This is a genomic window from Oerskovia douganii (assembly GCF_015142735.1).
Classification (GTDB): domain Bacteria; phylum Actinomycetota; class Actinomycetes; order Actinomycetales; family Cellulomonadaceae; genus Oerskovia; species Oerskovia douganii.
Window position 1 is genome coordinate 23972 of sequence record NZ_JACSPN010000019.1, and the last position, 26355, is coordinate 50326.

Genomic DNA, 26355 nt, shown 5'->3' on the forward strand with positions numbered 1-26355 from the left:
TGAAGTAGGTGCAGCACGGGCCGGGGCGGGATCTCCGCCCTCGGCCCGGACGTCAGGGGGTGGGTGCGGGGGCGACGGTCGCGAGGAACCCGCGGACGATCTGGCGCACCTGCGCGTCGAGCTCGACCGAGGCGTCGCGGCTCGGGTGCACGCCGGTCGAGGCCTGGGCGAGCAGCAGGTGGAGCACCGCGAAGACGCTGCGGGCCGCGCGGGAGGCGTCCTGCCCGACGGCGTCGGGTACCTCCACCGCTGGGCCGGGACCGGTGCCCGACGCACCGGGGGCGGGGCTCGCTGCCGCGACCAGCCGCTCGGCGATCCGCGCCTCGAGGCCTTCGACGAGGGCCAGTCCCTCGATCCGGTACTTCTCCTCGGGGGAGCCGAACAACAGCTCGCGCTGGTATGCCGCCGCGTTCTGCGCGTGCTTCGAGCTCTCGACGAGGATCGGTGCGACGAGCGCGACCACGGCGTCGGCCGGGTCGTCGATCCCGGTCGACGCTCTCTCGCCGGCCGCGACAGCCTCGCGGAGGTGCTCGTTGTAGACCATGAGCAGCAGCTCGCCCTTGGACGCCGCGTACCGGAACAGGGTCCCGACCGCGACGTCGGCACGCTCGGAGATCTCCTGGGTCACGACGTGCTGGAAGTCGCGCTGGTCGAACAGCGTCGAGGCCGCCTCGAAGATGCGCTTCTCCTTCTCGCGCATCGCACGCTGGCGGCGCCCGGTCGGGGGAGTCGTGCGGAGCTCGTTCGCTGCTGCCGTGGCGATCACGACACCACCTCCTGGTGAGTGTGCTCATTTTTGAGCGTACTCCGCGAGGTGGGGCGTGCAACCGGGGAACGAGCCGTCACCGTGCGCATCAGGACGGGGCGATCTCCTGACGGTCAGCGGCTCGACCGGTGTCCGGGGACAGGTGTGTTGTTCGCGCAGCCACCACAATGGTGGTGGCTGCGCGAACAACACACCCCGCTCTCAGACCTCGCCGGGCATCGCCTTGCGGATCACGAGCCGCGTCCACCCACCGAGGTAGATGCGGTCGCCGTCGGCGACCTCGCGGCGCTGGCCGGCGGGGATCGGGTCGATCGGCAGCTCGCCGCCCGCTGGGCTCAGGTACGTCCCGTTGGACGACTGGAGGTCCTCGACCCACCAGCGCTGCCCGTCGGTGTTGAGCTGGCAGTGCCGCCGCGAGACGCCCGAGTCGGCGCCGCAGTCGATCTGCGGGTGGATGTTGCGCGACGCCGACGGGCGCCCCACGAGCACGCTGCGCTCGCGCAGGACCACGAGCCCCGGCAGTCCGGCGGACGGCAACGGGTCCTCGGCCTTCTGCGCCTGGTACCAGTCGGGGTCGATCCACACCTCGACGACCCACTGGTCCTCGCCCGGCACGGGCGGGGTGGGCAGGTGCGTCCCGGAGCCCGACGGCGTCGCGCCCGTCCGCGCGGACGTCGCCTCGCCCTCGGCCGGGTCGACAGGAGCACCGGGAGCGACGAGCGGACCCGTCCCCGGGGCGCCAGCGGCGACCGCGGCAGTCGACGGGCCACCCGCCTCGGGACCGGTCCCGGGCGGCGTGAGGGCTGCCGGAGCCGACAGGGGGTCGGGCGACGGCGCGGCCGCGGGCGACCCCGGAGGGGGAGCGACCGGGTCCAGGTCGAGCGAGGACGCGGGGGGAGCGAGTGGCGCAGGGGTCGCGGCCGACGGCGCCCCGGCGGGCTCGGGCAGCGAACCCGTCGTGAAGTCGTACCCGCAGTTCTCGCAGAACAGTGCCCCGGCCGCGGCCGGGAAGGAGCAGTGCGGGCACGCGATGGGCTCGCCACCACCGGCACCAGCACCGGCAGCGGGCGCGCCGGCCCCCGCGGAGCCGGAGGACACCGCCCCCGACGCGCTGCTCGACGCGGCCCCCATGGGCTCGCCGCACACGTCGCAGTAGTCGGTCGACTCGGACGTGTGCCCGTTGGGGCAGATCGCGCTCATCGCTTGACCCGCGTGGTCTTGGTCGAGGCGGTGTCGAGGGCCATCTCGTCGAGCTTGTCGGTGTTGCGCTTGAGCCGCACGGTGCCCTGCTCCTCGCTCTCGATCTCGACGACCTTGCGCAGGCGTGAGGTCGCCTCGTCGTTGCCGGTCTCTGCGGCGAGCTGGACGGCGCGGCCGAGCTTGACCGTGGCGGTCGCCTCGTCGCCCGCGGCCTTGGCCGCGAGGCCCTCCTGGATCGCGGACGCGAGCTCGGCCTGGCCCGTGTAGTGCGCGACCTCGGGGTTGATGCGGGTGGTGAGCGAGCCGTCGTCGGACCACTTGGCCTTGACGAGGCCCGACGAGACGACCTCGCCGTTCACGGCGAGCTGCACGCGCGCCGCGAGCTGCTCGGAGCCCACGGGCTTCGAGGCCACGCGCACGGCCACGTGGTAGTCGCGGGACTCGTCGCCCCACGACCCCGTGGGGTAGGAGCCCGTGAGGGGGTTGACCACGGCGCGGCGGGTCGTGAGGTCCTCGACCGTCGGGGCGACCTGGCGCACGAACAGCACCTGCGCGCCCTGCGGGGCCCACACGCGCAGGTCCGCGGAGGCCACGCCGCGCGACATGGACTTCTGGATGAGCGACGAGAAGTCGGCCGCGATCTCGCTCGGATCGGCGATGAGGTCGACCGTCCCGAGCAGGGCCGTCGAGATCTCGCGCAGCTCGTCGACCTGCCAGCGGGACCCGACGCCGCGCGCGTCGCACTGGAACTTCCCGGTCACGTTGCGCACGACCTGCGACAGGTTCTCGCGCGGCTCGGACTCGTTCTTGCCGTCCGTCAGCAGGATCGCGTGGCGCTGGGCGGCCTGGGGCACGGTGTCGAAGAGCTGGGCCGCGAGCTGGAGCCACGTGCTCATCGCGGTGCCGCCCGACGGGCTCATCATCGCGATGGCCCGCTTGGCCTCCTCACGCGCCGCAGGCTCCATCTGGACCATCGCGACGCGCGCGTTCGGGTAGGGGAACGCGCGCTGCGCGACGTGGCTGCCGCCGACGATCGCGAACCAGGTCCCGTCGAGGATCTGGTCGACCGCGACCTGAGCCGCGTACTTGGCGGACTCCATGTTGCGCCCTGACATGGAGCCGGACGTGTCGACCATGATGATCTCGGCGACACCGCCCCCGGAGGTCGCGGCCCCCGCCTGGCCCGCCCCGCGGGCGGTCACGGTCACGATGGCGTGCACATCCGTGGCGCCCTCGGACAGGAACTCGTTCTGGAAGACCTCGGCGGAGAACTCGGCCATGGGTTCTGGGCTCCTTCGTGGATCAGAGGGCGCGCGTCGCGGGCTCGGCGCCCGTGACAGCGTCTGTGTGCAGGTTATCGGAGGTGGTCGCGGCGGGGAGCGCCTCGAACCGGGCGAGGGTCGCCGTGATGTTGTCGCGGCCGCCCTGGGCGTTGGCCCAGCGCACGAGCTCGGTCGCCAGCGCCTGGGGCTCGCGCCCCGTCGTGGCCTCGGTCGAGCGCACGAGGTGCGCCAGGTCGTCGGCCGCGGAACAGTAGTTCCACAGCCCGTCCGAGCAGACGAGCAGCCAGCCCGACGTGTCCGGGACCGTCGGGGCGCAGCGGGCCGCGGGGTCGGTCGAGTCCGGCCCGAGCCAGCGCGTGATCGCGTGCGCCTGGGGCGCGTTCTCGGCCACGTGCCGCGGGGTGCCCATGGCCATGAGCTCGTGGGCCCACGAGTCGTCGACGCTGAGCTGGCGCGCCGTGCCGGCGTCGGGGATCCAGTAGGCGCGCGAGTCGCCCACCCACCCGGCGACGATCAGCGGGCCGTCGACGACGGCCGCGACGAACGTGCACGACGGCGGCTCGGCCCGCTCGGCCTTGTCGCCCACCGCGACCAGGACGGCGTCGTTCGCGGTCGTCGACGCCGTGACCATGAGGGTCTGCCAGGCCTGGATGCGCTCGGTGACGTCCCCCGTGACGGGGGTGGCGCCGTCGGGCCCGCCGGACGCGAGCACGTCCCGGGCCGCACGCGCGGCGGCGAGGCTCGCGACGTCCGAGTCCGGCGCGGCCGAGACCCCGTCGCACACGACGAGCGCCGCGAAGCGCCCGGCGGTGACCGGGTCGCCCGACGCGGCGAGCGCCATCGCGTCCTCGTTGCGCGCGTGGCGGATGCCGCGGTCGCACACCCCCGCGACCCACGGCGCGGGTCGCTCGGCCCAGTGGTCGCGCTCGACCTGGGCCTTCTCGCCGCACTGCTCGCAGTACCCGTCGTCCGCGACGGCCCCGCCACAGCTCGTGCAGGGGCGCCGGGCCGCCGGGGGAGGCGGGGGAGGCGGCGGCACGGCGCCGGAGTCCGGATCCGTGGGCTTGAGGTCCGGCGGGGGCGGCGGCAGGGTCAGGGGCGGCAGCGCGGGCACAGGCGGGCGCGCCAGGATGGGCGGCCCGTCGCCCGCTTCAGCCCCCGGCCCGACGGCGGAGCCGCAGTTCTCGCAGAACCTCGCCCCGGGCGCGGGCACCTCGCCGCACGTGGCGCACGGCGCGAGCAGGCCGGACGCGCTCTCCTGCGCGCTCACGTCGTGGTCCAGCGGCGCACGGCGTTCGCCTGGTCGACCAGGTCGATCTTCGCGACCCGGTCCTCGGTGAGCGACGCCATCTCGCGGTACGCGCCCTCGAGGGCGTCACGCAGCGGCGGTTCCTTGGGCTCGACCCCGCCGAGCCGCGCGGTCCCGACCTGCTTCTTGACCGTGACCTCCTCGAGCGCGGAGCGCAGCACGTCGATCGAGAGCGCGACCCGGTCGCGCTGCGGGATCGCGACCGACTCGACGCTCGCCAGGGCCTCGGCCAGGGCCGTGAGCCCGCGGTCGGAACCGGCGAGCAGCCGGGCGCGGCGCATGCGGGCGTCGGTGTAGGAGCTGCGGGTCGGGGTGACCAGGTCCAGGGCGTGCAGCGCCCCGTCGAGGTCTCCGCGCGCCTGCCGGATGCGGGCCAGCCCGAACGCGGCGGGCGCCGTGTAGTTGGCGTCCGACCGGGCGCAGATCACGTACAGCGACTCGGCGATGTCCGGCTCGCCGCTGACCTCGCACGCGACCGCGAGCGCCAGCTTGGGTGCGAGCTCGCCGGGCACCTGCCCGTAGACCGCGTTGAACGAGGCGCGGGCGTCCGCGGCCTCGCCGCGCGCGAGCTCGGCGAGTCCGCCGATCCACGCGGCACGCCACTCCCACGGGTCGTCGGCGAGGATCTCGACGATGGTCTTGTCGACCTCCGCGAACCGGCGGTGCTCGATCGCGGCCTTGGCGTACGCGAGCCGCACCTCGACCGTGGCCTCGGGCGCGGCCGCGAGGGCAGCCATGCGTGCGGCCGGGTCGGCGATGTTGACGCCCGCGAGCCAGCTCGCCATGGGGTCGGACTCGTCGATCTTGAGCGTCGGCAGGGCGTCCCACGTCAGGGGGTGGTCGGCGTCGTCGGACACGGGGGCCTCGAACAGGACCGACGCCGCCGAGTGCAGCGCACCGCTGCCGGGGCCGCGGTCGGTCGCGACGACCTCGCGCAGCACACCGATGAGCTGGGCCCGCATCTCGTCGACCGTCGCGAACCTGTCGGACGGGTCGAGCGCGCACGCCTTGGCGAGCAGGCGGTAGAACGAGTCGTACTGCTGGAAGACGGGGGTCTCCGACACGGGCGGCAGCGATGCGACGTACGTCGTCTGGTTGCCGCGGAAGTCCAGGACGAGCGTGGCCAGCGTGCGCCCGATCGTGTAGATGTCGGACGCGACCGAGGTCCCGATCTCGGCGACCTCGGGTGCCTGGTAGCCGACCGTGCCGAAGATCGCGGACGTCATGTCGTCCAGGCGCCGCACGCCCCCCAGGTCGATGAGCTTGACGCCGTCGCCCTGCTGGATCATGTTGTCGGGCTTGAAGTCGCAGAAGATCAGGCCCAGGTCGTGCAGGTAGGCGAACGCCGGGAGGATCTCCAGGACGAACGCGAGCGCCTGGTCCACGGGCAGCGGGTCCACCACTCCGTCGTTCGCGTCGCGGCGGTCCTTGAGGAGCTCCTTGAGCGACTTGCCGCCCACGTACTCCATGACGGTGTAGCCCGCGCCGTCGTGCATCACGAAGTTGTAGATCTCGACGATCAGCGGGTGCTCGACCTCGGCCAGGAACTGACGCTCGGAGATCGCGGCCGCGAACGCGTCGGGGTCCCCCGAGTTGAGCAGGCCCTTGAGGACGACCCACCGGCCCGAGACGTTCTGGTCGCGGGCCAGGTAGATCCAGCCCAGGCCGCCGTGCGCGAGGCAGCCCACGACCTCGTACTGGCCGCCCACCACGTCCCCGGGCGAGAGCTGGGGATCGAACGAGAACGCAGTCCGGCACTGGGGGCAGAACCCCGACGTGCGGCCCGGGACGCCGTCGCGCGAGCGGCCGACCTTGGCACCGCACGTGGGGCAGAAGCGCTTGGACTCGGCGAGCTCGGGCACGGCCATGATGGCCTGGAGCGGGTCGCGGACCGGGGCGCTGGGCACGGTCGTCAGGCCCGCGCCCAGGCGGTGGCCGCGCAGGCGCGTCGAGGACGTCCCGACCCGCCGGGTCGACCTGGTGCCCGTCACGGCCGAGCGGGCCGAGCCGAGGGCGGCGCTCGCGAGCTGTGTCGAGCTCGTGCGCCCGGTGCGCGTCGAGACCGCCTCGCCCTCGGGGCCGGTGCCGGCCGCGTAGTTCGGCGCGGCCTGCGCGATGCCCGTGCCGAGCAGGGCCGACGGCGAGGCGGCGGCGTTCGTCGCGGACGTCCCGGCCGCTGCGGGAGCAGCGCTCGGACCCGACGGCGCCGCGGGCGAGCCGCAGACGTTGCAGTAGCCGTCCTCGATGAAGCCGGTGCAGCCCGGCTGGGAGCAGGGCTCCTGAGCGGTCGTGGTCATCGGGACGATCCTTCCTGGCCCGGTGCGGGCGGCGGTGCGGGTGACGATCCGGGCGACGAGAGGTGTGCGGGCAGGTCACGGGACAGGAACTGGTACTGCTCGACGAGGAAGCGCAGCAGGACGACGTCGCAGGGCACGGCCTCGCCCGCCGCGCGGGCCTCGGCCAGGCCCGAGCGGACCGTGGGAGACGCGCTGCGGCCGTTGGCGTCGGCCTTCACGCGGTAGGCGTCCAGCCGGTACCGGAGCTCGGCACGCTCGCGCAGCGGCGCGGTGTACGCGGACTCGACCGTGTCGAACGCGCGCGCGACCGTCGCGAGGCGCGTCAGGAACCCGTCGAGCCCGGCCCGGTCCGCGGGGACCTCGCCGAGGCGCGACACGTCTGGCACCGCGAGGCGCGGGGGAGCGGCGATCTCTCGCCGGCACCGCGCGGCGAGCTCGCGCAGCGAGGGCTCGCGGGCCTCGAGCGCGGCGTAGCGCTCGACGGCCTGCTGGCGGTCGCGGGCCAGCTCGCGCCGCTCGGACGCGCCCACGATGAGGTCGCGCTCGGTGCGGGCGACCTCGGCCTCGAGCTCGGTCAGCGGTCCCGTGACGTCGGCGCCTTGCGACGCCTTGTCGCGCAGGCGCGTCCAGCGCGTGCGGAGCGTCGAGACCCGGCCGCGGGCCTCGGTGTCGGAGCCCGCGAGGTCGTCGCACCGGGCCAGCTCGGCGCGCAGACCACGGAACCGGGCGACCTCGTCGGCCGCGTTCGGGTCGAACGACAGGCGCGTGCGCAGCGCGGCCACGATCGCGTCGCACAGCCGCGTCGCCTCGACCAGGGACACGAGCGAGGACCCGTCGGGCGAGCTGAGGCGCCCCCACACGAGCTGCGAGATCTTCTCGCGCGCGACCGCGTCGGCCCGTCCCGAGTCCCACACCACGCCCATCTCGTCGGCGCGCGTACGGGCCGCCTGCCAGAGCGTCAGGGCGAGCAGCATGTCCGCGGTGTACGTCTCGGGGGACGCGGCGGCCAGGGCGGCGGCGTCGAGGCGGTCGAGCTCGGTGCGCCGCGCCCGCAGCCACTCCTCGAGCCGCGAGAGGTACTCGTACAGCTCCGCCGCGGGGATCGCCTCGCCCAGGCGTCCGGGCGCGCTCGGGGCCTGCTGCGTGCGCGGCACCACGGGCTGCCTGCCCGCGGCAGGGGAGGGCGACGAGGCTGGGGTCACGGCGTACGGCCGTACACGGCGGCCGGCGGGGCGGGAGCCGGGCCGAGGACGCCGAGCCACTCGTCGTACATCGCGGTCCACGTCCCGTCGGTGCGCATCTGCTCCAGGACACCGTTGACGAACTTCACCATGTCGACGTTCGCGGCGGGCACCCCCAGCCCGTACGGCTCGTCGGAGATCGCCTGCCCGACGACCTTGGCGTACGGGTCCTGCGCCGCGAAGCCCGCGAGGATCGTGTCGTCTCCCGTGATCGCGTCGACCTTGCCCTGCTGGAACAGCGCGAGGCAGCCCGTGTGGGTCGTCGCGGGCACGGCCTCGATGTCGGGGTACTCCTGGAGCCGTTCGAGCGTCGTGGTGCCGTCCGGGGCGCAGACCCGCTGCCCCGCGAGGTCCGCGATGCCCGCAGCCTCGGAGTCGCGCGTCACCAGGACCTTCTGGCCCGCGTGGTAGTACTCGGACGAGAACGCGATGGTCTCCCAGCGCTCGCAGTTGATCGTGAACGCACGGGCCACGACGTCGACCGTGCCCTGCTCCAGCACCTCGAGGCGCTGACCCGACGTGATGACCCGGAACTGCAGGCGGTCCGGGTCACCGAAGATCGCGTTCGACACCTCGTGCAGGACGTCGATGTCGAAGCCCTCGATCTGACCCGTCAGGGGGTTGCGGGCACCGAGCTGGAGGGTGTCCGCGGAGACGCCCACGATCAGGGAGCCGCGGTCGCGGATCGCGGCCATGGTGCTCCCCGCGGGCAACGCTCCCGGCGCGGGGAGCGGGCCGTCGGGTGCGTACGACGCGACCGGGTTCTCGCACGCCGCGGCCGCGGAGACCGAGCTGCCCGCCGTGCCGTTCACGGTCGCGGAGCCGCCCGCCGCACTGACGACCGAGGCCACGGGCGCACCCGCGGACGACCCGCCGTCGGGCGCGGTGCAGCCGGTCAGGACGAGGGCGCCCGTGAAGGCCAGCGCCACCAGGGCGCGCACGCGCCCGCTGCTGCGTGAGGTCGTGGTCACCGGTACTCCTCCAGTCGGACGTTCAGACCGCGCCACGCGAGGACCGCGGCGACGAGGCCCGCGGCCAGCAGGAGCCAGCCCGCGAGGGCGGAGCGGGTGCCCGCCGAGGACAGGTCGGCCTGCGTGGCCTCGATGTTGTCGGTGATGTCGTTCGTGACGGCCTGGGAGAACGCGGCGAACGCGGCGTTCGGGCTGCCCTCGGCCGAGCTCGTCGCGAGCGCGACCGCCCCGTCCCAGTCGCCCTCGTCGTCGAGCGCACGGATCGCCTGGTGCTGCGTGACCCAGTCGTCCAGGTGCCCCGCGGCCGTCCCGTCGAGAACCCCCGCGTCGCCGGCCTCGTCGAGGCGCTGGGCGGCGTCGGCCGTGAGCTCGACGAACGACTCCTCGTACGACTGGCCCGAGCCCCGCTTGATGAGCGTGAAGCTCTCCATGGCCTTGGCGTCGTTGGCCTCGGAGTACGCGGTCGAGGCCGCGAGCGTCGCCGCGTAGGGCCCGTCCCGGACCGCGGCGGCGGCGCCGTTGGTCTGGCTCAGCAGGACCGCCCCCACGACCCCGACGACCAGCACGACCACGCTGGCCGTGAGCAGCCCCACGTTGAGCACGCGGTGCGTGCGCCGGGCGAGCCACACCTGCGTGCCGATCAGCAGCGCGAGGCACAGCACGCCCGCCGCGAGGATCCACAGCGCGTTGCGAACCATCGACAGGTCTGCCGCGACACGGTCGGCGTTGTCGTCCACGAGCGTGGTGAGCGTCGGCAGGATCTCGTCGCGCAGCAGCGTCGAGGCCTGGTCCAGGTAGGCAGACCCCACCGGGAACCCCTGCCGGTTGTTCGCGCGCGCCTGCTCGATCAGGCCCGTGTAGACCGCGACCTGGGACGCGACCGCACCCAGCTCGCTCGCGTCCGCGCTGTTGGAGCCCGCGAGCTCGGCGAGGCGGACCGAGGCGTCCGCGATCGCATCGTCGTAGCGCTCGCGCTGGTCCGCGGGCTCGAGCCCGCCCACGAGGAACGCGTTGGTCGCCGAGGCGTCCGCGACCACCAGGGCGTTGCGGACGTCCTGGATGCCGACGAGCTGGCTCGTGTCCGCGCGGGCGTCGTCGAGCGCGGCCTCCTGGACGCGCGCGGCCTGGAAGCCGAGCGCACCGAAGACCACCGACGCGAGCACGCACAGCGCGAGCGCGATCCGCAGCCTGCCGGGCGAGCGTCGCAGCGCGCTGCGCACCCCCGCGCGGCGCGCGGCCCGCTCCTGGGCCTGCGTGGGGGCGGGCGCCCCCGCCTGCGCCGCCGGTTGCCCGGCGGTCGCGGGCTGGACGGCCCGACCGGTCGCCGGGGCGGACCCGGGCGGCGGCGTCAGGGTCTGGCTCATGCGGGCTCCTCCTGAGGGGAGACGGTCGGGTTGTCGGTCGGTTCGGTCGCGTCGACGGCCGGGCTCTTGTCGGTGGCGTCGGCGTCGTCGGCGTCGTCGGAGGGAGCCAGGATGCTCGCGGCACCCCCGGACGCGTCCTGCGGCAGCAGGTCCTCGGGCTGGAGGCGGCGCAGCTCGTCGAGCGTGGGCTCCGGGGTGTCCTTGAGGCGCCACGCGTGCCGGGCGATGGCCGCGTCCAGGACGTTGCGCGCGTGGCGGCCGTTGCCGAACCCCTCGGTGCGCGGCACGGCCGAGACCATCTGCTCGAACCGGTCGAGGGTCTCCGGGAGCGCCTCGAAGTCCGAGGAGGAGGCCATGCGCTCGAAGATCCCGCGAAGCTCGGCGTCCGAGTAGTCGTCGAACGTGATGGTCGTCGAGAAGCGGGACTCGAGGCCGGGGTTGGTCGCGATGAAGCCGGCCATGGGGCCGGGGTACCCGGCGACGATCACCACCAGGTCGTCGCGGTGGTCCTCCATGTCCTTGACGAGCGTGTTGATGGCCTCGGCGCCGTACTGGTCCTCCGCGAGGCCGTACGCCTCGTCGATGAACAGCACGCCGCCGATCGCGGTCGCCACGACCTCCGAGGTCTTGACGGCCGTCTGGCCCAGGTAGCCCGCGACGAGCTCGGAGCGGTCGACCTCGACCAGGTGCCCCGTGCTCAGGAGCCCGAGCGCGCGGTAGATCCCGGCGACCAGCCGGGCGACCGTCGTCTTGCCCGTGCCGGGGTTGCCCAGGAACACGAGGTGGCGCGTGAGCGTGGGCGTCGTCAGGCCCGCGGCAGTGCGCAGCTTCTCGATGCGCAGGAGCTCGGTCTGCTGGCGGATCTCGTGCTTGACCCGGTCGAGCCCGATCAGCGCGTCGAGCTCGGCGAGCAGCTCCTCGAGCGAGCGGGGAGGCTCGGCGTCCTCGTCGGTGGCGGAGACGTCGCCGACGGTCGCCGTCTGCCCGGCACCCGCACCCGGCGAGCCCGACGGCGCCGCGTCCGTCCCGGGGGTCGGGGCGCCCGGGGCGGGGGCGCCCGGGCCGCGCGCGCCCAGCGCGTCGAGGATCGCGTCGACCGTCGGGACGACGTCCTGCGCGGGGGGCCGCGTGCCGCCCGCACCGAGGAGCGCACCGAGGTCGAACGGGTTGGTGCCGCTCGGGAGCGTGGGGTCGAACGCAGGAGCGGGGAAGCGGGTGGGCGCGCCGTGCGGTGCGGTGTGCGGCTGGGCGGCCGCACGCTGCACGGCCGTGGTGCTCGCCGCCGTCGCCGCCACCGACAGCCCCGGGGAGCCCAGCGCGGCGGCCGCGTCGACCACGGCGGCGAGCGCCTCCGCGTACGCGGCCGCGTGCTCCGAGCCGCCGACCACGAGGGCCGTGAGCTGGTCCGTCGGGGCCGAGCGCCACCGCCGACCGCGTTGCGCGGCATCGAAGAACGCCGTGTAGTCGCCGGGGTCGCGACCCACGGCCTCGAGCCATGCCGGGGCCGCGCCCGTGGACGACTCGGCCACCGCGGCGGCGAGCCGCTCTCCCTCGTGCGCGACGTCGTCGGGCACGAGCGACGCGCCACGGCCCACCGTCACGAGAGCTTCGATGCTGCGGGCGAGCGCCCCCTGGCGCGCGGCGCTCACGGCCGTTCCAACCCGCCCGGGGTGCCCGGCGCCTGGGGCTGGGCCGTACCCACCCCCGCGTCCGGGGACAGCGCGATCGAGGACGACTGGAACTTCTCCGCGAGGAACTGCCCGTGCGCGACGAGCGCGGCGGCGTCCGCGCGCGAGACCGCGTCGGAGATCTTGTCGAGCGTCACGCCCAGCAGGTCGAGCTGGTCGCACAGGATCATGAGCGACGTCTTGCCACGGTTGACCGCGCGCGTGTCCGCGAAGTCGCGCGGCAGGCGCAGGTAGCCGCCCACCGCCTCCGGCAGGTAGCTCGTGGCCGTCGCGACGACGGTGTGCGCCTGCGCGCTGCCACCGCCCAGGCGGTCCAGGCGGGGAGCCATGTCGTCCACGGTCTTCGCGATGCGGTTGACCCGGGCCGTGACCGCGGGCGGGACCCGGCCCTCGATCTGCGCCTGCACGGCGTCGACCGAGGCCAGGATGTCCGCGCTCGTCGGCGCCGGCGGCAGCACGGGGGTCTCCGGCGGGCGCCCGCGCCCGCCGCCGAACAGGTCTCGGAACCAGCCCATGGTGTGCGGCTCAGACCTTCCCGAGGTCGAGCGAGCCCGAGGCCGCGCCCGACTGGTCGCCCTGGGCCACGCGGTCCAGGTACTCGCGGGCCTTGGTCGTCTCCGTCTCCAGGACACCGATGGTCTGCGCCATCGAGTCGAGCGCCTGGACCTTGAACGTCGAGATCGAGTCCATGGTCGCGTAGATGTTCTGGAACGCGGCCTGGAGCTGGGGGAGACCGACCGTGGCGCTCGCGGCCTGCGACTGGATGGTCGCCGACTGGTCCGCGAGCATCTTGGAGGTCGAGGCGATCATGTTCGACGTCGTCGTGTTGAGCGCCGTGATCTGGTCCAGGACGAGCTTCTGGTTCGCGAGGGCCTGCGCCACGATGACGGCCGTGCGCAGCGCGGAGACGGTCGTGGTGGTCGCGCGGTCGACGCCCTTGATGAGCTCGACGTTGTTCTTGATGACGATGTCGATCGCGAGGTAGCCCTGGATCGACACCGCGAGCTGCGTCAGGAGGTCCTGGTGCTTCTGGCGCACGTAGAACAGGACGTCCTCGCGCAGCGCCTTGGCCTTCTCCGGGTCGGTCGCGTCGAGCTCTGCCGTCTTCGCGGAGAGCTGCGCGTCGAGGCGCTCGGCGACGTAGATGTACTGGTTGAGGCGCGCCATGGTGTCCCACAGGTGCTGCTTCTCGAGGTTGAGCGCGGCGTTGTCCTTGCGGAGCTCGTCCTGCCCGTCGTACAGCGCGCGGATGATCGCGTTGAGGTGGCCCTGGGCCGACTCGTAGCGGCGGAAGTAGTCCGTGAGCTTGTCCCCGAACGGGATGATGCCGAGCAGCTTGCGTCCCACGCTCGCCTCGGACGGGTCGAGGTTCTCGACCGTACGGCGCAGCTCGAGGAGCGTGCTGCCGACCTTGGACCCCTCCGACAGCCCGCCCTCCTTGAGGGCGCGCACGGGCGTGGCCAGCAGGCGGTTCGAGGAGTCTGCCGCGGTGCGGATGTCCTGGTCGCCCATGGTGCGCACGTCGTTGGCCTTGGCGGCGAACTCGGGGGAGCGGGCGTCGGACGCCATGAGCGCGTCGAGGTAGGACGTGACCTTCTGGTCGAGGCCCGGGATCGCGGCCTCGTCGACGCGGGGCGCCATCGCGGGAGCCTGCGTGGTCGCGACGGGCTTGACGGGCTCGGGAGCCGAGAGCACCAGGTGCTCGGTCGCGGCGGGGGGCTGGAGCGGTGCTGCCTCGGTCATCGATGATCCTTCGCTCGTCTTGGACCGGGGCCGGTGCGAGACCCACCCCTGGAACCCGGCGAACCGGGCAAGCCGGTCGACCGGCCGGTCCGGGGAGTATATCCGCGACGGGTGGCCGGTTCTTTACTCTTTCACGGCCTGGGAGAGGAGAGAACTCCCCATGTGAGGATTCTCGGCATGAGCACCCCGATCACGGTCCACGTCCGCGGCAGCAACCAGGCGGGCCGCCCCCTGTTGCTGCTGCTCCACGGCTTCGGCTCGCACGAGCACGACCTGCCCGCGATCGCCGGTCATCTTCACCCGGTCTGGGACTGGGCGTCGCTGCGCGCGCCCCTCGACGCGGGCAACGGCGGGTTCTCGTGGTTCCCGCTGGGCGTGCCGGGGCGCCCCGACCCGGCACCCGTCACGGAGTCGACCGACGCGGTGCTCACGTGGCTCGACGCGAACGTGACCTCCGGGACGGTCGTCGTGCCCGTGGGCTTCTCGCAGGGAGGTCTGATGGCCACCCAGCTCCTGCGCACCGCGCCCGAGCGCTTCGCGGCGGCCGTCGTGCTCTCGGGCTTCGTGCTCGACGGCCCGCTCCCGGGAGACGCGGCGCTCGCCGAGCGGCGGCTGCCCGTGTTCTTCGGTCACGGGGACGCGGACCAGGTCATCTCGCCCGACGCGACCGCGCGGACCTCGGACTGGCTCCCGCGGTTCACCGTCGTGACCGACGTCGAGTACGCGGGGCTGCCGCACACGATCAGCGCCGAGGAGCTCGCCGACGCGTCGGGGTTCCTCGACGAGGTGCTCGCGGGCTGACGCCTCCTTCCGCCCGGACGCCGCGGTCCACGCTCGGCCGACCACCGGCGCGGTGCCCCTCACCGGGCCGTCACCATGGGCCGGGCGGCCGCCCACAGAGGGGCCGTCAGCACCGCGGTCCCGACGGCGGAGACCGCCTGGGCGGCCAGCAGGCCCACGAGCACCAGGAGCTGGACCTGCGCGGCCCGCCAGGGCGGGGCGCCCGCGAGCAGCAGCCCGACGAAGGCCCCCGGCAGGGTGACCAGGCCCGCTGCCCGTGTCTGGTCGAGCGTCGGGACGAGCGCACGGGCCGCGGCCCGCCGGCCGAGGTCCGCGACCGACTCGCGCCGTGAGAAGCCCAGCGCCAGCATGGCCTCGACCTCGCCCCAGCGGTGCGCGACGTCGTCGCGCATGCGCAGGCCCGCGAGCGAGGCGGCCGTCATGGCGCCGCCGATGACCTGCGCCGTGAAGGGCAGGACCTCCTGTCCGGTCGGGGCCAGCGCCCCCGCCGCGAGCACCACTCCGAGGACGATCGCCGCCCCCGACCCGATCGAGACGAGCAACGACGGCAGGACGGCCCAGCCGCCGCCGATGCGTCGCGCGGACGTGACCGCCGCCGCGAGCAGCATGACCGCGAGGTACGGGCCGACCGCGACCGGGTGCGCGAAGATCCACCCGATGACCAGGGCCACCAGGGCGAGCTGCACCGCGGCACGCAGGACCGCGACGAGGGCGTCGGGGATCGTGCGACGTCCCGTCCACGCCATGACCCCGCACGCGAGGGCGAGCAGGGCCAGGACTGCGACGGCGAGCCGCAGGAGGTCGGGGAGGGACATGGGGAGATCGTGTCAGAGACGTGGCGGGTGCCGGGGCGGGCCGGTCAGCGGTACCACTCCTCGTCGATCGTCGAGAGCCTCGACGGCAGCACCCGGTCGCCCAGCCCGTAGAACTGCTGGAAGCTCATGATGAGCGGCCGCCACCGGTCGGGGTCGATCCGGTGGGCCGAGCCCGCGAGGCGGATCGACTCGTGGACGTGGACACGGCTGACCGCGATCTCGACCGCGAGGATGCTGCCCGCCGCGAGCGGGTCGTCCTCGCGCAGAGGGTGGACGTCCACCACGTGACCCTCGAGCTGAACAGGGCACTCGCCCGCCCTGGGCGCCGACACCGTGTCCGACGCGACGGGGGTCAGGCCCGCGCGCCCGAACTTGTCGGGCTCGTACCGGTACCCCACGGACGCCTTGCGTGCCGAGACCGGGTCGCGGCCGGTCGTGAGCGCGATCCGGTCGACCGCCGAGACCTGATCGACCGACGGGAGGTTGAGCACGGCCCCGCCCGTCGCGCGGAGGTTGATCGCCGTCTGCGACCTGGCCCCCACCCCGATCACCGCGGTGTGGCCCAACCAGAAGATCGACGACAACGGGGCGAGGTTGGGCCGTCCGTCGGCGCCGGTCGTGCTGACGAGCACAACCGGGGTCCCGAAGTAGAGGATCGACGGGTCGATCGTGACGTGCTCGGTGCTCTCGACGGCCAGCATGGGGAAACCTCCGCGACGGGTGGGCCGGTACGACCTGAAGACGCAGCGGCCCACCCGGACGTGAGGTCGGGAGTCAGGCGAGCGGGTCGTGCGGGGGAGTCCAGCGCTGCGCCCGTCGGGCCACGCCACCGACGACGCGCGCGAGGACGAGCCGCCGCAGGGCATCGCGGGGAGAAGCTCAGCCGAGGTGCCCCGAGCAGGACTCGAACCTGCAACCTACGGATTAGAAGGCCGTTGCTCTATCCATTGAGCTATCGGGGCGCGGGGACCATCGTAGTGGGATGCGGCCGTGACCTGCGCGCACGCGCGCGAGGCGGACGTGTCGCGCGGGGCGGGCGCCGCCGTCGGGCCGTGCCGTCGTGGGGCCGACGCCACGTGTCGCACGCCACCCGGAGCCCCCGGCACGCCCCCCGCCGGCCAACTCACCCGCTCGCGGAGAGTCCGTCACCCGCTCACCGGCGCGCGCGTTTGGCATCGCCCGGTGAACCACAGAAGATGAACGGGTGACGACCCGACACGCTTCCGACCGCGCCCCGCGGGCCTTCTCCGCCTCGGGCCGGGCGCCCGGCAGCACGCCTGGCAACGCCCCCGAGGAGATCGGGACGACGGTCTACGACGTGGGCCGAGACCTGCGACGAGACGTCGCCGACGTCCGCCTCCCGCTGGACCTGGCGGGTGCATCCGACGTCGAGGAGGCCCGCAAGCGCCTCCTGAACCAGCTCGACGAGCACCTCCTGCCCCGGCTCAAGGAGCTGTCCTCGCCCGCGGTCGTGGTGATCGCGGGGTCGACGGGCGCGGGCAAGTCGACGCTGTACAACTCGCTGCTGGGCGAGGAGGTCTCCACGGCGGGCGTGCTGCGCCCCACGACGCGTGAGCCCGTGTTCGCCTACAACCCGCTCGACGTGGACGTCCTGGTGCACAGCCCCACCACGGCCATGTCGCGCGTCGTCGAGCACGACGGCGTCCCGCGCGGCACCGCGCTGCTCGACGCCCCGGACCTGGACTCGCTCCTCGCGGAGAACCGGTCGACCGCCGCGCAGCTGCTCGAGGCAGCGGACCTGTGGCTCTTCGTGACCACGGCGGCCCGCTACGGCGACGCGCTGCCCTGGGTCGCGCTGGGGCAGGCCATGGAGCGGGGCGCGAGCGTCGCGATGGTCCTCAACCGCGTGCCGCAGCACAACCTGACGACGATCCGCGGCGACCTCCTGGCGCGACTGCGCGAGCACGGCATGGCGGGCGTCCCGCTGTTCGTGATCCCCGACGTCGGGCCGCACGAGGGCATGCTCGACCGCGCGACGGTCGCGCCCATCGCGCGTTGGTTGACCATGCTCGCGGGCCCGGACCGGTCGCGCGCCGTGATCGTGCGCACGCTCAAGGGGTCGCTCGCAGCCCTGCCGGCGTGGGTCACGGGCATCGCGGACGCGGTGCAGGAGCAGGTCGAGGCCGCGGAGGTCCTGCGCGAGACGATCGACCGCGCACTGCCCGACGCCGAGGCCACGGCCCGCGCGTCCGTCGCCTCGGGCGTCGTGGCCGAGGGGTCCGTCGCCTCGCGCTGGGCGCAGCTCGCGGGCGCCGAGAAGATCGACCGCGTCAAGATCCGGCACGGCCTGGCGCGCTCCACCAAGCGCCGGGGGCGCTCGCGCGAGGTCGCGCTCGAACCGCTCCTCGACGAGGTGCGGGCCGCGGCGACCCGCACGCTCGTGGCCGCCGGGGCCACGGCGGACGACGCCCTGCGGGCCGCGCTGTCCGGCCCCACGGCCCCTCCGGGCGGCCCGGCGTTCGCGCCCGAGCACGGCGACCCCGACCGCGAGGCCGCCCGGGAGAAGGCCGCCGCGGAGCAGGTCCACGAGTGGGTCGCGGTCGCCGACCGCGCCGTCGAGGCCCTGCGTGGCGTCGACGAGCCCGGCATCGCACCGCAGGAGACCGCCGAGACCCGCCGGGCGGAGGCCGCCGTCAAGGCGTTCGGACCCACGGGCGTCGCGGCGCTGCTCCTCACGGCCGCCGCCGGGTCCGACGACGCCGCGCGCCTGGTGCAGAACCTGCTGGGCGACGCGGGGGACGCGTCGGTCACGACCCTCCGGTCCGACCTCGCCGACCGTGCCGCCGCCATGGTGGACCGCGAGGCCGTCGACCTGCACGAACGCCTCGACGTCCCCGCCCTCGCACCGGATGCCGCCGTCGGGCTGCGCCTACGCCTCGCCGAGCTCAGGAGGCTCTCATGACGTCCCACGACACCCAGCTCCGGTCCCGCACCGACGACCTCGCCAAGGCTCTCGACCTCGCGGGCGACCGCCTCGACCCGGAGGTCGCGGCCCGCATCCGCACCGCGATCGAGGGCGTGCGCGAGCGCCTCGCGCTCGGGGTCGACCACACGGTCGTGGCGCTCGCGGGCGGGACGGGCTCGGGCAAGTCGAGCCTGTTCAACCGCATCTCCCGGCTCAACTTCGCGGACGTGGGAGCCAAGCGCCCGACGACGGCCCGCATCACGGCGTGCTCGTGGAGCGACCGCGCGACGGCGCTGCTGGACTGGCTCGAGGTCGACCCCGAGCGCCGGATCGCGCGCGGCAGCGAGCTCGACGGCGACGCGGAGCAGGGCCTCGAGGGCCTGGTGCTGCTCGACCTGCCGGACCACGACTCGATCGAGCCCGCGCACCAGGAGGTCGTGAACCGCGTCCTGCCGCTCGTGGACCTGCTCGTGTGGGTCGTGGACCCGCAGAAGTACGCGGACGACGCGCTGCACTCGGGCTACCTGCAGAAGTCGGTGGGCCTCGAGGCGTCGATGGTCGTGGCGCTCAACCAGATCGACACCGTCCCGACGACGCAGCGCGGCAACCTGGTCGCCGACATGGGCCGTCTCCTGGAGGAGGACGGGCTCTCGGGCGTGTACGTGACCATGGTCTCGGCCCGCACGGGCGAGGGCCTGGGCCAGGTGCGCGAGCTCCTGGAGCAGGCCGTGGCGCGCCGGAGCGTGGCCGCGAGCCGCGTCGCGGGCGAGCTCGACCGGGCGGGGGCGCTGCTGCTCGAGGAGACGCCGGGCGAGGTGCCGTGGACCATGAGCACCGCGGTCGAGGAGGAGGTCGTCGCGATCGGCGAGGCCACGGGCCTCTCGGCCGTGGCGGGGCAGGTCGCGGCAGCGGTGCGCAACGGGTACGGCCGCCCGGAGTTCGCCCCGCCGCAGGCGGACGCGGTCGCGCTGTCGCGCAGCCGCTGGCTCGCCCGGGCGGGCAAGGCCCTGCGTCCGGGCTGGAAGCGCGCGCTCGACGAGGCCGTCGCCCCCGCGGACCGGCTCGTCGAGGACACGCAGCGTGCTCTGTCGAAGGTCTCGCTCGACACGCGCGGGCCGTCGTCGGCGCGTGCGACGCGCACCACCGCGCTCGTGGCGATCGGCGTCGCCGTGGTCACGGGGGCGCTCGCGATCCTGAGCTCGCTGGGCGTCCTCGACCTGGACCGGGCGATCGTGGCGACGTTCGCGATCGTGGCGGGGGTCGCGGTCCTGGTCGCCCTGGGGTTCTTCCTCGCGGGCATCCAGATCCGGCGGACCCTGGCGCGCCGTCGGGAGGCGACCGTGCTCGCGTCGGGGCGTGGCGCCGTCGAGCGCGTGGTCCAGGAGACCATGGGCAAGCCGACGCAGACGCTGCTCGACGAGCACCGCAGGGTGCGAGAGCTCGCGCAGTCGGCGCGCGACACGGGCAAGGCGTCGCCGCTCACCGGGCCCCTGACGTTGCCCACAGCCAAGGACCTGAGCGGTCTGTCCACAGACGCGCCCTCGACCGAGGACGCCGCGACGCGCGAACCGTCAGCCTGAGGGCGAGGTCGGCACCAGGCCGGCCCCGCACCCAGGAGGAACGATGGGCAACGACGTCACGGTGACGCTGGCAGGCTTCATGGGCACGACCCCCAAGCTCTTCACGTCGCCGACCGGCAACGACTTCACGAGCTTCCGCATCGCGAGCACCACGCGCTACCTCGACCGCTCGCGCGGCGAGTGGGTCGACGGCCGGACCATCTGGTTCACGGTCAAGGCGTGGCGCGCCATGGCGCAGAACGTCGCGGCGTCGCTGCGCAAGGGGGACGCGGTCGTCGTCACGGGCCGCCTCGCGGTCGACGAGTGGACCAGTCCCGAGGGGCCGCGCACCAACCTCGTGATCGAGGCGAGCGCGCTCGGACCGGACCTGACGCGGGGCCGCGCGCAGTTCTCGCACACGGTGCACCGCGCAGGGACGCCCGACGCCGGCACGTCCGCCCCGACCTCGGGCGCGCCCGGGCAGGGCGCGGGGGAGGCGGGAGCCGGTGCCCAGGCGGGTGGCCTCGCCGCGGGACCCGGTGACGGGAGCGTGTGGGACCTGGGGCGGCTGGGGGAGCCGTTCCCCGAGGACGACGACGCCGAGCACGGGCTGGTCGACGACTCGCTCGCGAACCGCGTCCCCGGGACGGGGGCCGGGTCCCGCCCCGGCGAGGAGGACGAGGGCGACCGGGAGACCGGGGCGGAGGGCCCCGTCGACGAGGGGCTCACGGACGGGACCGACGCCGACCGCGACGACGTCCTGACGGGCGGTCTCCTGGCGACGCGCTGAGGTCCGACCGCGTAGGCTGGGGGGTCGAAGACGCCCGCCCCACCGGGGGCACCCCCGGTCCCGGGGCGGGCGCACAGCATCCCGCGAGCGATCGAACGGTGGAACAGAGCCAGTGGCTGAGTTCATCTACTCCATGTACAAGGCGCGCAAGGCGCACGGTGACAAGGTCATCCTCGACGACGTCACCCTGAACTTCCTGCCCGGGGCCAAGATCGGTGTGGTCGGCCCCAACGGTGCCGGTAAGTCCACGATCCTGAAGATCATGGCCGGCCTCGAGCAGCCCTCGAACGGCGAGGCCCGGCTGTCGCCGGGCTACTCGGTCGGCATCCTGCTCCAGGAGCCGCCGCTGAACGAGGAGAAGACGGTCCTCGGCAACGTCGAGGAGGGCGTCGCCGAGATCAAGGGCAAGCTCGACCGCTTCAACGAGATCTCGGCGCTCATGGCCGAGCCGGACGCGGACTTCGACGCGCTGCTCGAGGAGATGGGCACCCTCCAGGAGGCCATCGACGCGGCCGACGCGTGGGACCTCGACTCGCAGCTCGAGCAGGCCATGGACGCGCTGCGCTGCCCGCCGCCGGACGCCGACGTGTCGGTCCTGTCGGGTGGTGAGCGTCGCCGCGTCGCGCTGTGCAAGCTCCTCCTCGAGAAGCCGGACCTCCTGCTCCTCGACGAGCCCACGAACCACCTCGACGCCGAGTCCGTCCTGTGGCTCGAGCAGCACCTCGCGTCGTACCCCGGCGCGATCCTGGCCGTGACCCACGACCGGTACTTCCTCGACCACGTCGCGGAGTGGATCTGCGAGGTCGACCGCGGCCGCCTGTACCCGTACGAGGGCAACTACTCCACGTACCTGGAGAAGAAGCAGGAGCGCCTGGCGATCCAGGGCAAGAAGGACCAGAAGCTCGCGAAGCGTCTGAAGGACGAGCTCGAGTGGGTCCGCTCCAACGCGAAGGGCCGCCAGACCAAGTCGAAGGCGCGTCTGGCGCGCTACGAGGAGATGGCTGCCGAGGCCGACCGCACCAGGAAGCTGGACTTCGAGGAGATCCAGATCCCGCCGGGCCCGCGCCTGGGCTCGGTCGTGCTCGAGGCCCAGAACCTGCAGAAGGGCTTCGACGGCCGTCAGCTCATCGACGGGCTGAGCTTCACGCTGCCGCGCAACGGCATCGTCGGCGTGATCGGCCCCAACGGCGTCGGCAAGACGACCCTCTTCAAGACCATCGTGGGCCTCGAGCCCCTCGACGGTGGCGAGCTGAAGGTCGGCGAGACGGTGTCGATCTCCTACGTCGACCAGTCGCGCGGCGGGATCGACCCCAAGAAGACGCTGTTCGAGGTCGTCTCGGACGGGCTGGACTTCATCAAGGTCGGCAACGTCGAGATGCCGTCGCGTGCGTACGTCGCGGCGTTCGGCTTCAAGGGGCCGGACCAGCAGAAGCCCGCCGGCGTGCTCTCGGGTGGTGAGCGCAACCGCCTGAACCTCGCGCTGACCCTCAAGCAGGGCGGAAACCTCCTGCTGCTCGACGAGCCCACCAACGACCTCGACGTCGAGACCCTCGGCTCGCTCGAGAACGCTCTGCTCGAGTTCCCGGGCTGCGCCGTCGTGGTCTCGCACGACCGGTGGTTCCTCGACCGGGTGGCGACGCACATCCTGGCGTACGAGGGCACCGAGGAGGACCCGGCGAACTGGTACTGGTTCGAGGGCAACTTCGCGTCGTACGAGGAGAACAAGGTCGCACGCCTCGGCGCCGACGCGGCGCGCCCGCACCGCGTCACGTACCGCAAGCTGACGCGCGACTGACCCGACGCCGACGGACCGCCCGCGCGGGTGGTCGGCACGACGGACCGAAGGGCCCCGGCGCACGTCGCCGGGGCCCTTCGGCGTGCCGGGAGCCCCCACCGGTCGTGACGGCGTCCGGTCCGGCAGACTGAACCCCATGACCCACCCGAGCGACGACCTCGGCCGGACCACCGGTGACGCACCGCCCCCTGGCACCGAGGAGGTCGCCGTCGGCCGCCACGCCGCGGACGAGGACCCCGTCGTGGAGCGGGCCACCACCTCCGCGTCGCAGGGCACCGACGAGCTCGTCGCGGCGCTCGACGTCCTGCGGGGCGAGCTCACGGCGCAACGCCTCCCGCTGGTGACCCCCGGCGTCGAGGAGGACCGTCGGACGCTCGCCCTCGCGGTCGACCAGCTCGACGACTACCTGCTGCCACGCCTGAGGTCGCGCAGCGCCCCGCTGCTCGTCGTGGTGGGGGGCTCGACGGGGGCGGGCAAGTCGACGCTCGTGAACTCGCTCCTGGGGGAGAAGGTCACGGTGCCCGGCGTCCTGCGGCCCACGACGCGCTCGCCCGTGCTCGTGCACCACCCGCTCGACGTCCGCTGGTTCAGCACGGACCGCATCCTGCCGGGCCTCGCGCGGGTCTCGGGGACCGCGGACCACGGCACCGCGGACGGGTCGCACCGGTCGGTGCGGCTGGTCGCGTCCGAGGTCCTGCCGCAGGGGCTCGCGCTCCTCGACGCTCCGGACGTGGACTCGGTCGTGGTCGAGAACCGCGAGCTCGCGGCCCAGCTCCTGGGGGCGGCCGACCTGTGGCTCTTCGTGACCACGGCCGCGCGCTACGCCGACGCGGTGCCGTGGGACCTGCTCGACGAGGCCGCGTCCCGCCGGGCCCAGGTCGCCCTGGTGCTCGACCGCGTCGACCCCGGCGCGGAGGCCGTCGGTGCGGACCTCCGGCGCCTGGCCACCGAGAACGGCCTGGGCGACGCGCCGATCTTCCTGGTGCCCGAGGCCCCCCTCACGGACGGTCTGCTGCCCGAGAGCGCGGTGGCCGAGGTCTCGCGGTGGCTGTCCGCGCTCGGCGGGGACGCGGGCGCTCGCACCGCCGTGATCGACGCGACGCGTGACGGCGTGGTCGACGACCTGGTGCGCCGTGCGGACGTGCTCGCCGCCGCGGTCGACGCGCAGCACGAGGCCGACGCGCACCTGCGGTCCGTGGTCGTCGAGGCCTACGACGACGCCCGCCGCACGGTCGCGTCCGCGACGAGCGACGGTGCGATGCTGCGCGGTGAGGTCCTCGCCCGGTGGCAGGACTTCGTCGGGACGGGCGAGGTCTTCCGCGCGGTCGAGCAGAAGGTGGGCTCGGTCCGGGACGCGATCAGCGGCTTCTTCCGGGGCCGGGGGCGCAACGTCCCGCAGGTCGAGGAGGCGATCACGCACGGGCTCGAGGCCGTGGTCCTCGACGCCGCGGAGGAGGCCGCCGAACGGACCTATCGGGCGTGGCGCGTCGACCCGGCCGGGGCAGCGCTGCTCGACGGGCTGGACCTGTCGCGCGCCTCCGGATCGTTGCGCCCCCGCGTCGCGCAGGAGATCCGGGGCTGGCAGGCGGACGTCCTGGCCCTGGTGGGCGAGCAGGCAGCGGCCCGGCGCGGGACGGCCCGCGCGCTGTCCTTCGGCCTCAACGGGTTGGGCGTGGCGCTCATGATCCTGGTGTTCGCCTCGACGGGCGGCGTCACCGGGGCGGAGATCGGCATCGCGGGCGGCACGGCGGTGCTCGCGCAGAAGCTTCTCGAGGCCGTGTTCGGGGACGACGCGGTGCGTCGCCTGGCCCGCACCGCGCAGGACCGGCTCGGCGACCGTGTCGCGACGGTCCTCGACGGCGAGGCCCGGCGCTTCACGTCGCAGCTCGACGCGCTCGGCACGGGCGACGCCACGGGCGCCGCGCTGCGGGCCGCGGCGCACGAGGTGCGCATGGCGGCCCGGCGCGAGCAGAGGGCGCGCCCCGTGCCGGCGGGCGGCGCGCGCGAGGTGGGCGACGTCGTCGGGCAGGAGGGGGCGCTGCGCGGTGCGCGTGCGTCCACCCCCCAGGACGAGACCCGGGACGCGACGGCCCCGGACGGGCGCCCGGGCTTCTGGCGCCGGCTGTTCGGCCCGCGCCAGGACGCCGCCGGACCGGCCGAGGGCGAGCGCTGATGGCCCGCCTCGACCTCTCCGCCCGCGTCGCGGCCCTCGAGACCGCGGTCGCCGCCGGCACCAACCGTCTCCCCGACGACCTGCTCGCCGACGCGCGCACCGTCCTCGCGCGCACGGCGGAGCGCAGCGCGCTGTCGGCCGAGCACACGGTCGTGGCGCTCGCCGGGTCGACCGGGTCGGGCAAGTCGTCCCTGTTCAACGCGGTCGCGCGCGCCCCGCTCGCCCGCCCGGGCGTCACCCGCCCGACGACGTCGCGCCCCCTGGCGGTCGTGTGGGGCCCGGGGGCGGACCCGCTCCTGGGCTGGCTCGAGGTGGGCGAACGACACCACGCGCCGGGCCGTGCGGGCGTCGCCACCGACGGGCTCGTGCTGCTCGACCTGCCCGACCACGACTCGGTCGTGACCGAGCACCGCGCGATCGCCGAGCGCCTGGTCGAGCGCGTCGACCTGCTGGTGTGGGTCGTCGACCCGCAGAAGTACGCGGACGCGGCCCTGCACGAGCGCTACCTGCGCCCGCTCGCGGACCACGGCGACGTCGTCGTGGTCGTCCTCAACCAGATCGACCGGCTCACGCCCGAGGAGGCGGCCGCGTGCCTCGCGGACCTGCGCAGGCTCGTGGCCGAGGACGGGCTCGCCGCCGCGCGCGTGCTGGGCGTGTCCGCGACCACGGGGCAGGGGATCGACGAGCTCGACACGCTCCTGGAGCAGGCTGCGGCGCGCCGGGAGGCCGCGGTCGCACGCATGGTCGCGGACGTGCGCGGGGTCGCCCGGCGCATCGTGGACGCGTGCGGCGACAAGGTGTCCGAGCGGTCGCAGGACGTGGCCCGGGGCAGGCTGGTCGACGCCCTCGAGGCAGCGGCCGGGGTGACGACCGTGGTCGACGCGGTGCGCGTCTCGGCCGCCCGCCGAGCTCGCGCCGCGACGGGCTGGCCGCCCACGCGCTGGATCGGCCGGTTCCGGGCGGACCCTCTGCGGCGGCTCGGGCTCGCGCGCGGCACCGACCGTCCCGACCTCGCGCGCACGTCCCTGCCGCAGACCTCGCCCACGGTCGCGGCCCGCGCGCACGTCGCCGTCCGTGACTACGTGTCGACCATGACCGCGGGGATCCCCGAGGACTGGGCGCTCGCCGCGCGGTCACGCGTGACGGACAGCGCCGGGGGGCTCGCCGACGCGCTCGACCAGGCGGTCGCGGGCACCGAGCTCGAGGCTGCGCGACGTCCCCGCTGGTGGGCGGTCGTGGGCTTCGTCCAGTGGGTCGTGCTCGCGGTCGTCGTGGCGGGGCTCGTCTGGCTGGGCGTGCTGGCGGTCCTCGCGTACCTCCAGCTCCCGGCCCCGGAGACGCCCGCGTGGCGAGGTTTCCCCTGGCCGACGCTCCTGGTCGTGGGCGGGGTCGTGGTGGGTCTGCTCCTGGCCCTCGTCGCGCGCGTCGCGGGTGCCCTCGGTGCCCGACGGCGGGCGGCCCGCGCGCGGCGCAGGCTGCGGGAGTCCGTCGCGAAGGTCGCGGGCAGACGCGTCTGGCTGCCCGTGAGCGAGGAGCTCTCGGCGCTCGGGACGTGCCGGGTGGCCGCCCAGGTCGCGGGGACGTGAGGCGGGCGTAAGGTGACCGGGGTGCCCCCTGCCGGATCTCGGTCGCGG

The 26355-nt window shown here is 74.4% G+C and carries 20 protein-coding genes and 1 tRNA gene; 7 read left to right on the forward strand and 14 right to left on the reverse strand.

All coding sequences use genetic code 11. The features are described from left to right. Positions 1–52: 52 nt before the first annotated feature. The 11 genes from H9623_RS14030 to H9623_RS14080 form a co-directional block, all read right to left on the reverse strand. Positions 53–766 carry a TetR/AcrR family transcriptional regulator gene (locus H9623_RS14030; protein ID WP_321575449.1) on the reverse strand — a complete coding sequence of 238 codons (714 nt, stop codon included), beginning with the start codon at positions 764–766 and terminating at the stop codon, positions 53–55. A 201-nt stretch (positions 767–967) separates the two neighbouring features. Further along, a complete protein-coding gene (locus H9623_RS14035) occupies positions 968–1966 on the reverse strand; it encodes an FHA domain-containing protein (protein ID WP_193720662.1) in 999 nt (332 codons plus the stop codon). Further along, a complete protein-coding gene (locus H9623_RS14040) occupies positions 1963–3246 on the reverse strand; it encodes a VWA domain-containing protein (RefSeq protein ID WP_193720663.1) in 1284 nt (427 codons plus the stop codon). Before H9623_RS14040 ends, H9623_RS14035 begins: the two co-directional genes overlap by 4 nt. A gap of 22 nt (positions 3247–3268) precedes the next feature. Then, a complete protein-coding gene (locus H9623_RS14045) occupies positions 3269–4519 on the reverse strand; it encodes a PP2C family protein-serine/threonine phosphatase (protein WP_193720664.1) in 1251 nt (416 codons plus the stop codon). Next, positions 4516–6855: a serine/threonine-protein kinase gene (locus H9623_RS14050; protein ID WP_193720665.1), complete on the reverse strand. Its 2340-nt coding sequence runs from the start codon at positions 6853–6855 to the stop codon at positions 4516–4518. Before H9623_RS14050 ends, H9623_RS14045 begins: the two co-directional genes overlap by 4 nt. Beyond that, a complete protein-coding gene (locus H9623_RS14055; protein ID WP_321575450.1) occupies positions 6852–8057 on the reverse strand; it encodes a hypothetical protein in 1206 nt (401 codons plus the stop codon). The genes H9623_RS14050 and H9623_RS14055 overlap by 4 nt, the downstream gene beginning before the upstream one ends. Next, the gene (locus H9623_RS14060) at positions 8054–9067 is read right to left on the reverse strand and encodes a glutamate ABC transporter substrate-binding protein (RefSeq protein WP_321575451.1); all 1014 of its coding nucleotides are present in this window, start codon (positions 9065–9067) and stop codon (positions 8054–8056) included. The genes H9623_RS14055 and H9623_RS14060 overlap by 4 nt, the downstream gene beginning before the upstream one ends. Then, positions 9064–10431 carry a hypothetical protein gene (locus H9623_RS14065; RefSeq protein WP_193720666.1) on the reverse strand — a complete coding sequence of 456 codons (1368 nt, stop codon included), beginning with the start codon at positions 10429–10431 and terminating at the stop codon, positions 9064–9066. Before H9623_RS14065 ends, H9623_RS14060 begins: the two co-directional genes overlap by 4 nt. Continuing rightward, complete coding sequence (locus H9623_RS19845) at positions 10428–12080, reverse strand: AAA family ATPase (protein WP_193720667.1); 1653 nt, start codon at positions 12078–12080, stop codon at positions 10428–10430. The genes H9623_RS14065 and H9623_RS19845 overlap by 4 nt, the downstream gene beginning before the upstream one ends. Beyond that, positions 12077–12634 carry a hypothetical protein gene (locus H9623_RS14075; protein ID WP_227748681.1) on the reverse strand — a complete coding sequence of 186 codons (558 nt, stop codon included), beginning with the start codon at positions 12632–12634 and terminating at the stop codon, positions 12077–12079. The genes H9623_RS19845 and H9623_RS14075 overlap by 4 nt, the downstream gene beginning before the upstream one ends. 10 nt (positions 12635–12644) lie before the next feature. Further along, a complete protein-coding gene (locus tag H9623_RS14080) occupies positions 12645–13862 on the reverse strand; it encodes a toxic anion resistance protein (protein ID WP_030150916.1) in 1218 nt (405 codons plus the stop codon). A 177-nt stretch (positions 13863–14039) separates the two neighbouring features. Between H9623_RS14080 and H9623_RS14085 the strand changes: the two genes are divergently transcribed. Continuing rightward, complete coding sequence (locus H9623_RS14085) at positions 14040–14663, forward strand: alpha/beta hydrolase (RefSeq protein WP_193720668.1); 624 nt, start codon at positions 14040–14042, stop codon at positions 14661–14663. 59 nt (positions 14664–14722) lie between these two features. Here the strand turns inward: H9623_RS14085 and H9623_RS14090 are convergent, their stop codons facing one another. The 3 genes from H9623_RS14090 to H9623_RS14100 form a co-directional block, all read right to left on the reverse strand. Further along, positions 14723–15478, reverse strand: a complete 756-nt coding sequence (locus H9623_RS14090) for an ABC transporter permease (protein WP_193720669.1) — start codon at positions 15476–15478, stop codon at positions 14723–14725. 44 nt (positions 15479–15522) lie between these two features. After that, complete coding sequence (locus H9623_RS14095; RefSeq protein WP_193720670.1) at positions 15523–16179, reverse strand: flavin reductase family protein; 657 nt, start codon at positions 16177–16179, stop codon at positions 15523–15525. Between the two features lie 188 nt (positions 16180–16367). Next, positions 16368–16440, reverse strand: a tRNA-Arg gene (locus tag H9623_RS14100). 242 nt (positions 16441–16682) lie between these two features. Between H9623_RS14100 and H9623_RS14105 the strand changes: the two genes are divergently transcribed. The 6 genes from H9623_RS14105 (at position 16683) to H9623_RS14130 (ending at position 26307) form a co-directional block, all read left to right on the forward strand. Further along, a complete protein-coding gene (locus H9623_RS14105; RefSeq protein WP_193720671.1) occupies positions 16683–18401 on the forward strand; it encodes a GTPase in 1719 nt (572 codons plus the stop codon). After that, positions 18398–19984: a GTPase gene (locus H9623_RS14110; protein WP_193720672.1), complete on the forward strand. Its 1587-nt coding sequence runs from the start codon at positions 18398–18400 to the stop codon at positions 19982–19984. Before H9623_RS14105 ends, H9623_RS14110 begins: the two co-directional genes overlap by 4 nt. 43 nt (positions 19985–20027) lie before the next feature. Continuing rightward, the gene (locus H9623_RS14115; RefSeq protein WP_193720673.1) at positions 20028–20753 is read left to right on the forward strand and encodes a single-stranded DNA-binding protein; all 726 of its coding nucleotides are present in this window, start codon (positions 20028–20030) and stop codon (positions 20751–20753) included. A 112-nt stretch (positions 20754–20865) separates the two neighbouring features. Continuing rightward, positions 20866–22548, forward strand: coding sequence for an energy-dependent translational throttle protein EttA (gene ettA / locus H9623_RS14120; RefSeq protein WP_193720674.1), 1683 nt, complete (start codon positions 20866–20868; stop codon positions 22546–22548). A gap of 136 nt (positions 22549–22684) precedes the next feature. After that, positions 22685–24721 (forward strand): dynamin family protein, encoded by a 2037-nt coding sequence (locus tag H9623_RS14125; RefSeq protein WP_193720675.1) that lies wholly within the window; start codon positions 22685–22687, stop codon positions 24719–24721. Then, entirely contained in the window at positions 24721–26307 is a 1587-nt protein-coding gene (locus tag H9623_RS14130) for a GTPase family protein (protein WP_193720676.1), read from the forward strand. Before H9623_RS14125 ends, H9623_RS14130 begins: the two co-directional genes overlap by 1 nt. Positions 26308–26355 lie beyond the last annotated feature (48 nt).

What these genes read in the sequence shown, in the direction of transcription:
- H9623_RS14075 (WP_227748681.1), bottom strand. Translation starts at nt 12,634, where the DNA reads ATGGGCTGGTTCCGAGACCTGTTCGGCGGCGGGCGCGGGCGCCCGCCG.
- H9623_RS14050 (WP_193720665.1), bottom strand. Translation starts at nt 6,855, where the DNA reads ATGACCACGACCGCTCAGGAGCCCTGCTCCCAGCCGGGCTGCACCGGC.
- H9623_RS14090 (WP_193720669.1), bottom strand. Translation starts at nt 15,478, where the DNA reads ATGTCCCTCCCCGACCTCCTGCGGCTCGCCGTCGCAGTCCTGGCCCTG.
- H9623_RS14095 (WP_193720670.1), bottom strand. Translation starts at nt 16,179, where the DNA reads ATGCTGGCCGTCGAGAGCACCGAGCACGTCACGATCGACCCGTCGATC.
- H9623_RS14085 (WP_193720668.1), top strand. Translation starts at nt 14,040, where the DNA reads ATGAGCACCCCGATCACGGTCCACGTCCGCGGCAGCAACCAGGCGGGC.
- H9623_RS14065 (WP_193720666.1), bottom strand. Translation starts at nt 10,431, where the DNA reads ATGAGCCAGACCCTGACGCCGCCGCCCGGGTCCGCCCCGGCGACCGGT.
- H9623_RS14035 (WP_193720662.1), bottom strand. Translation starts at nt 1,966, where the DNA reads ATGAGCGCGATCTGCCCCAACGGGCACACGTCCGAGTCGACCGACTAC.
- H9623_RS14040 (WP_193720663.1), bottom strand. Translation starts at nt 3,246, where the DNA reads ATGGCCGAGTTCTCCGCCGAGGTCTTCCAGAACGAGTTCCTGTCCGAG.
- H9623_RS14080 (WP_030150916.1), bottom strand. Translation starts at nt 13,862, where the DNA reads ATGACCGAGGCAGCACCGCTCCAGCCCCCCGCCGCGACCGAGCACCTG.
- H9623_RS14130 (WP_193720676.1), top strand. Translation starts at nt 24,721, where the DNA reads ATGGCCCGCCTCGACCTCTCCGCCCGCGTCGCGGCCCTCGAGACCGCG.
- H9623_RS14125 (WP_193720675.1), top strand. Translation starts at nt 22,685, where the DNA reads ATGACCCACCCGAGCGACGACCTCGGCCGGACCACCGGTGACGCACCG.
- H9623_RS14110 (WP_193720672.1), top strand. Translation starts at nt 18,398, where the DNA reads ATGACGTCCCACGACACCCAGCTCCGGTCCCGCACCGACGACCTCGCC.
- H9623_RS14115 (WP_193720673.1), top strand. Translation starts at nt 20,028, where the DNA reads ATGGGCAACGACGTCACGGTGACGCTGGCAGGCTTCATGGGCACGACC.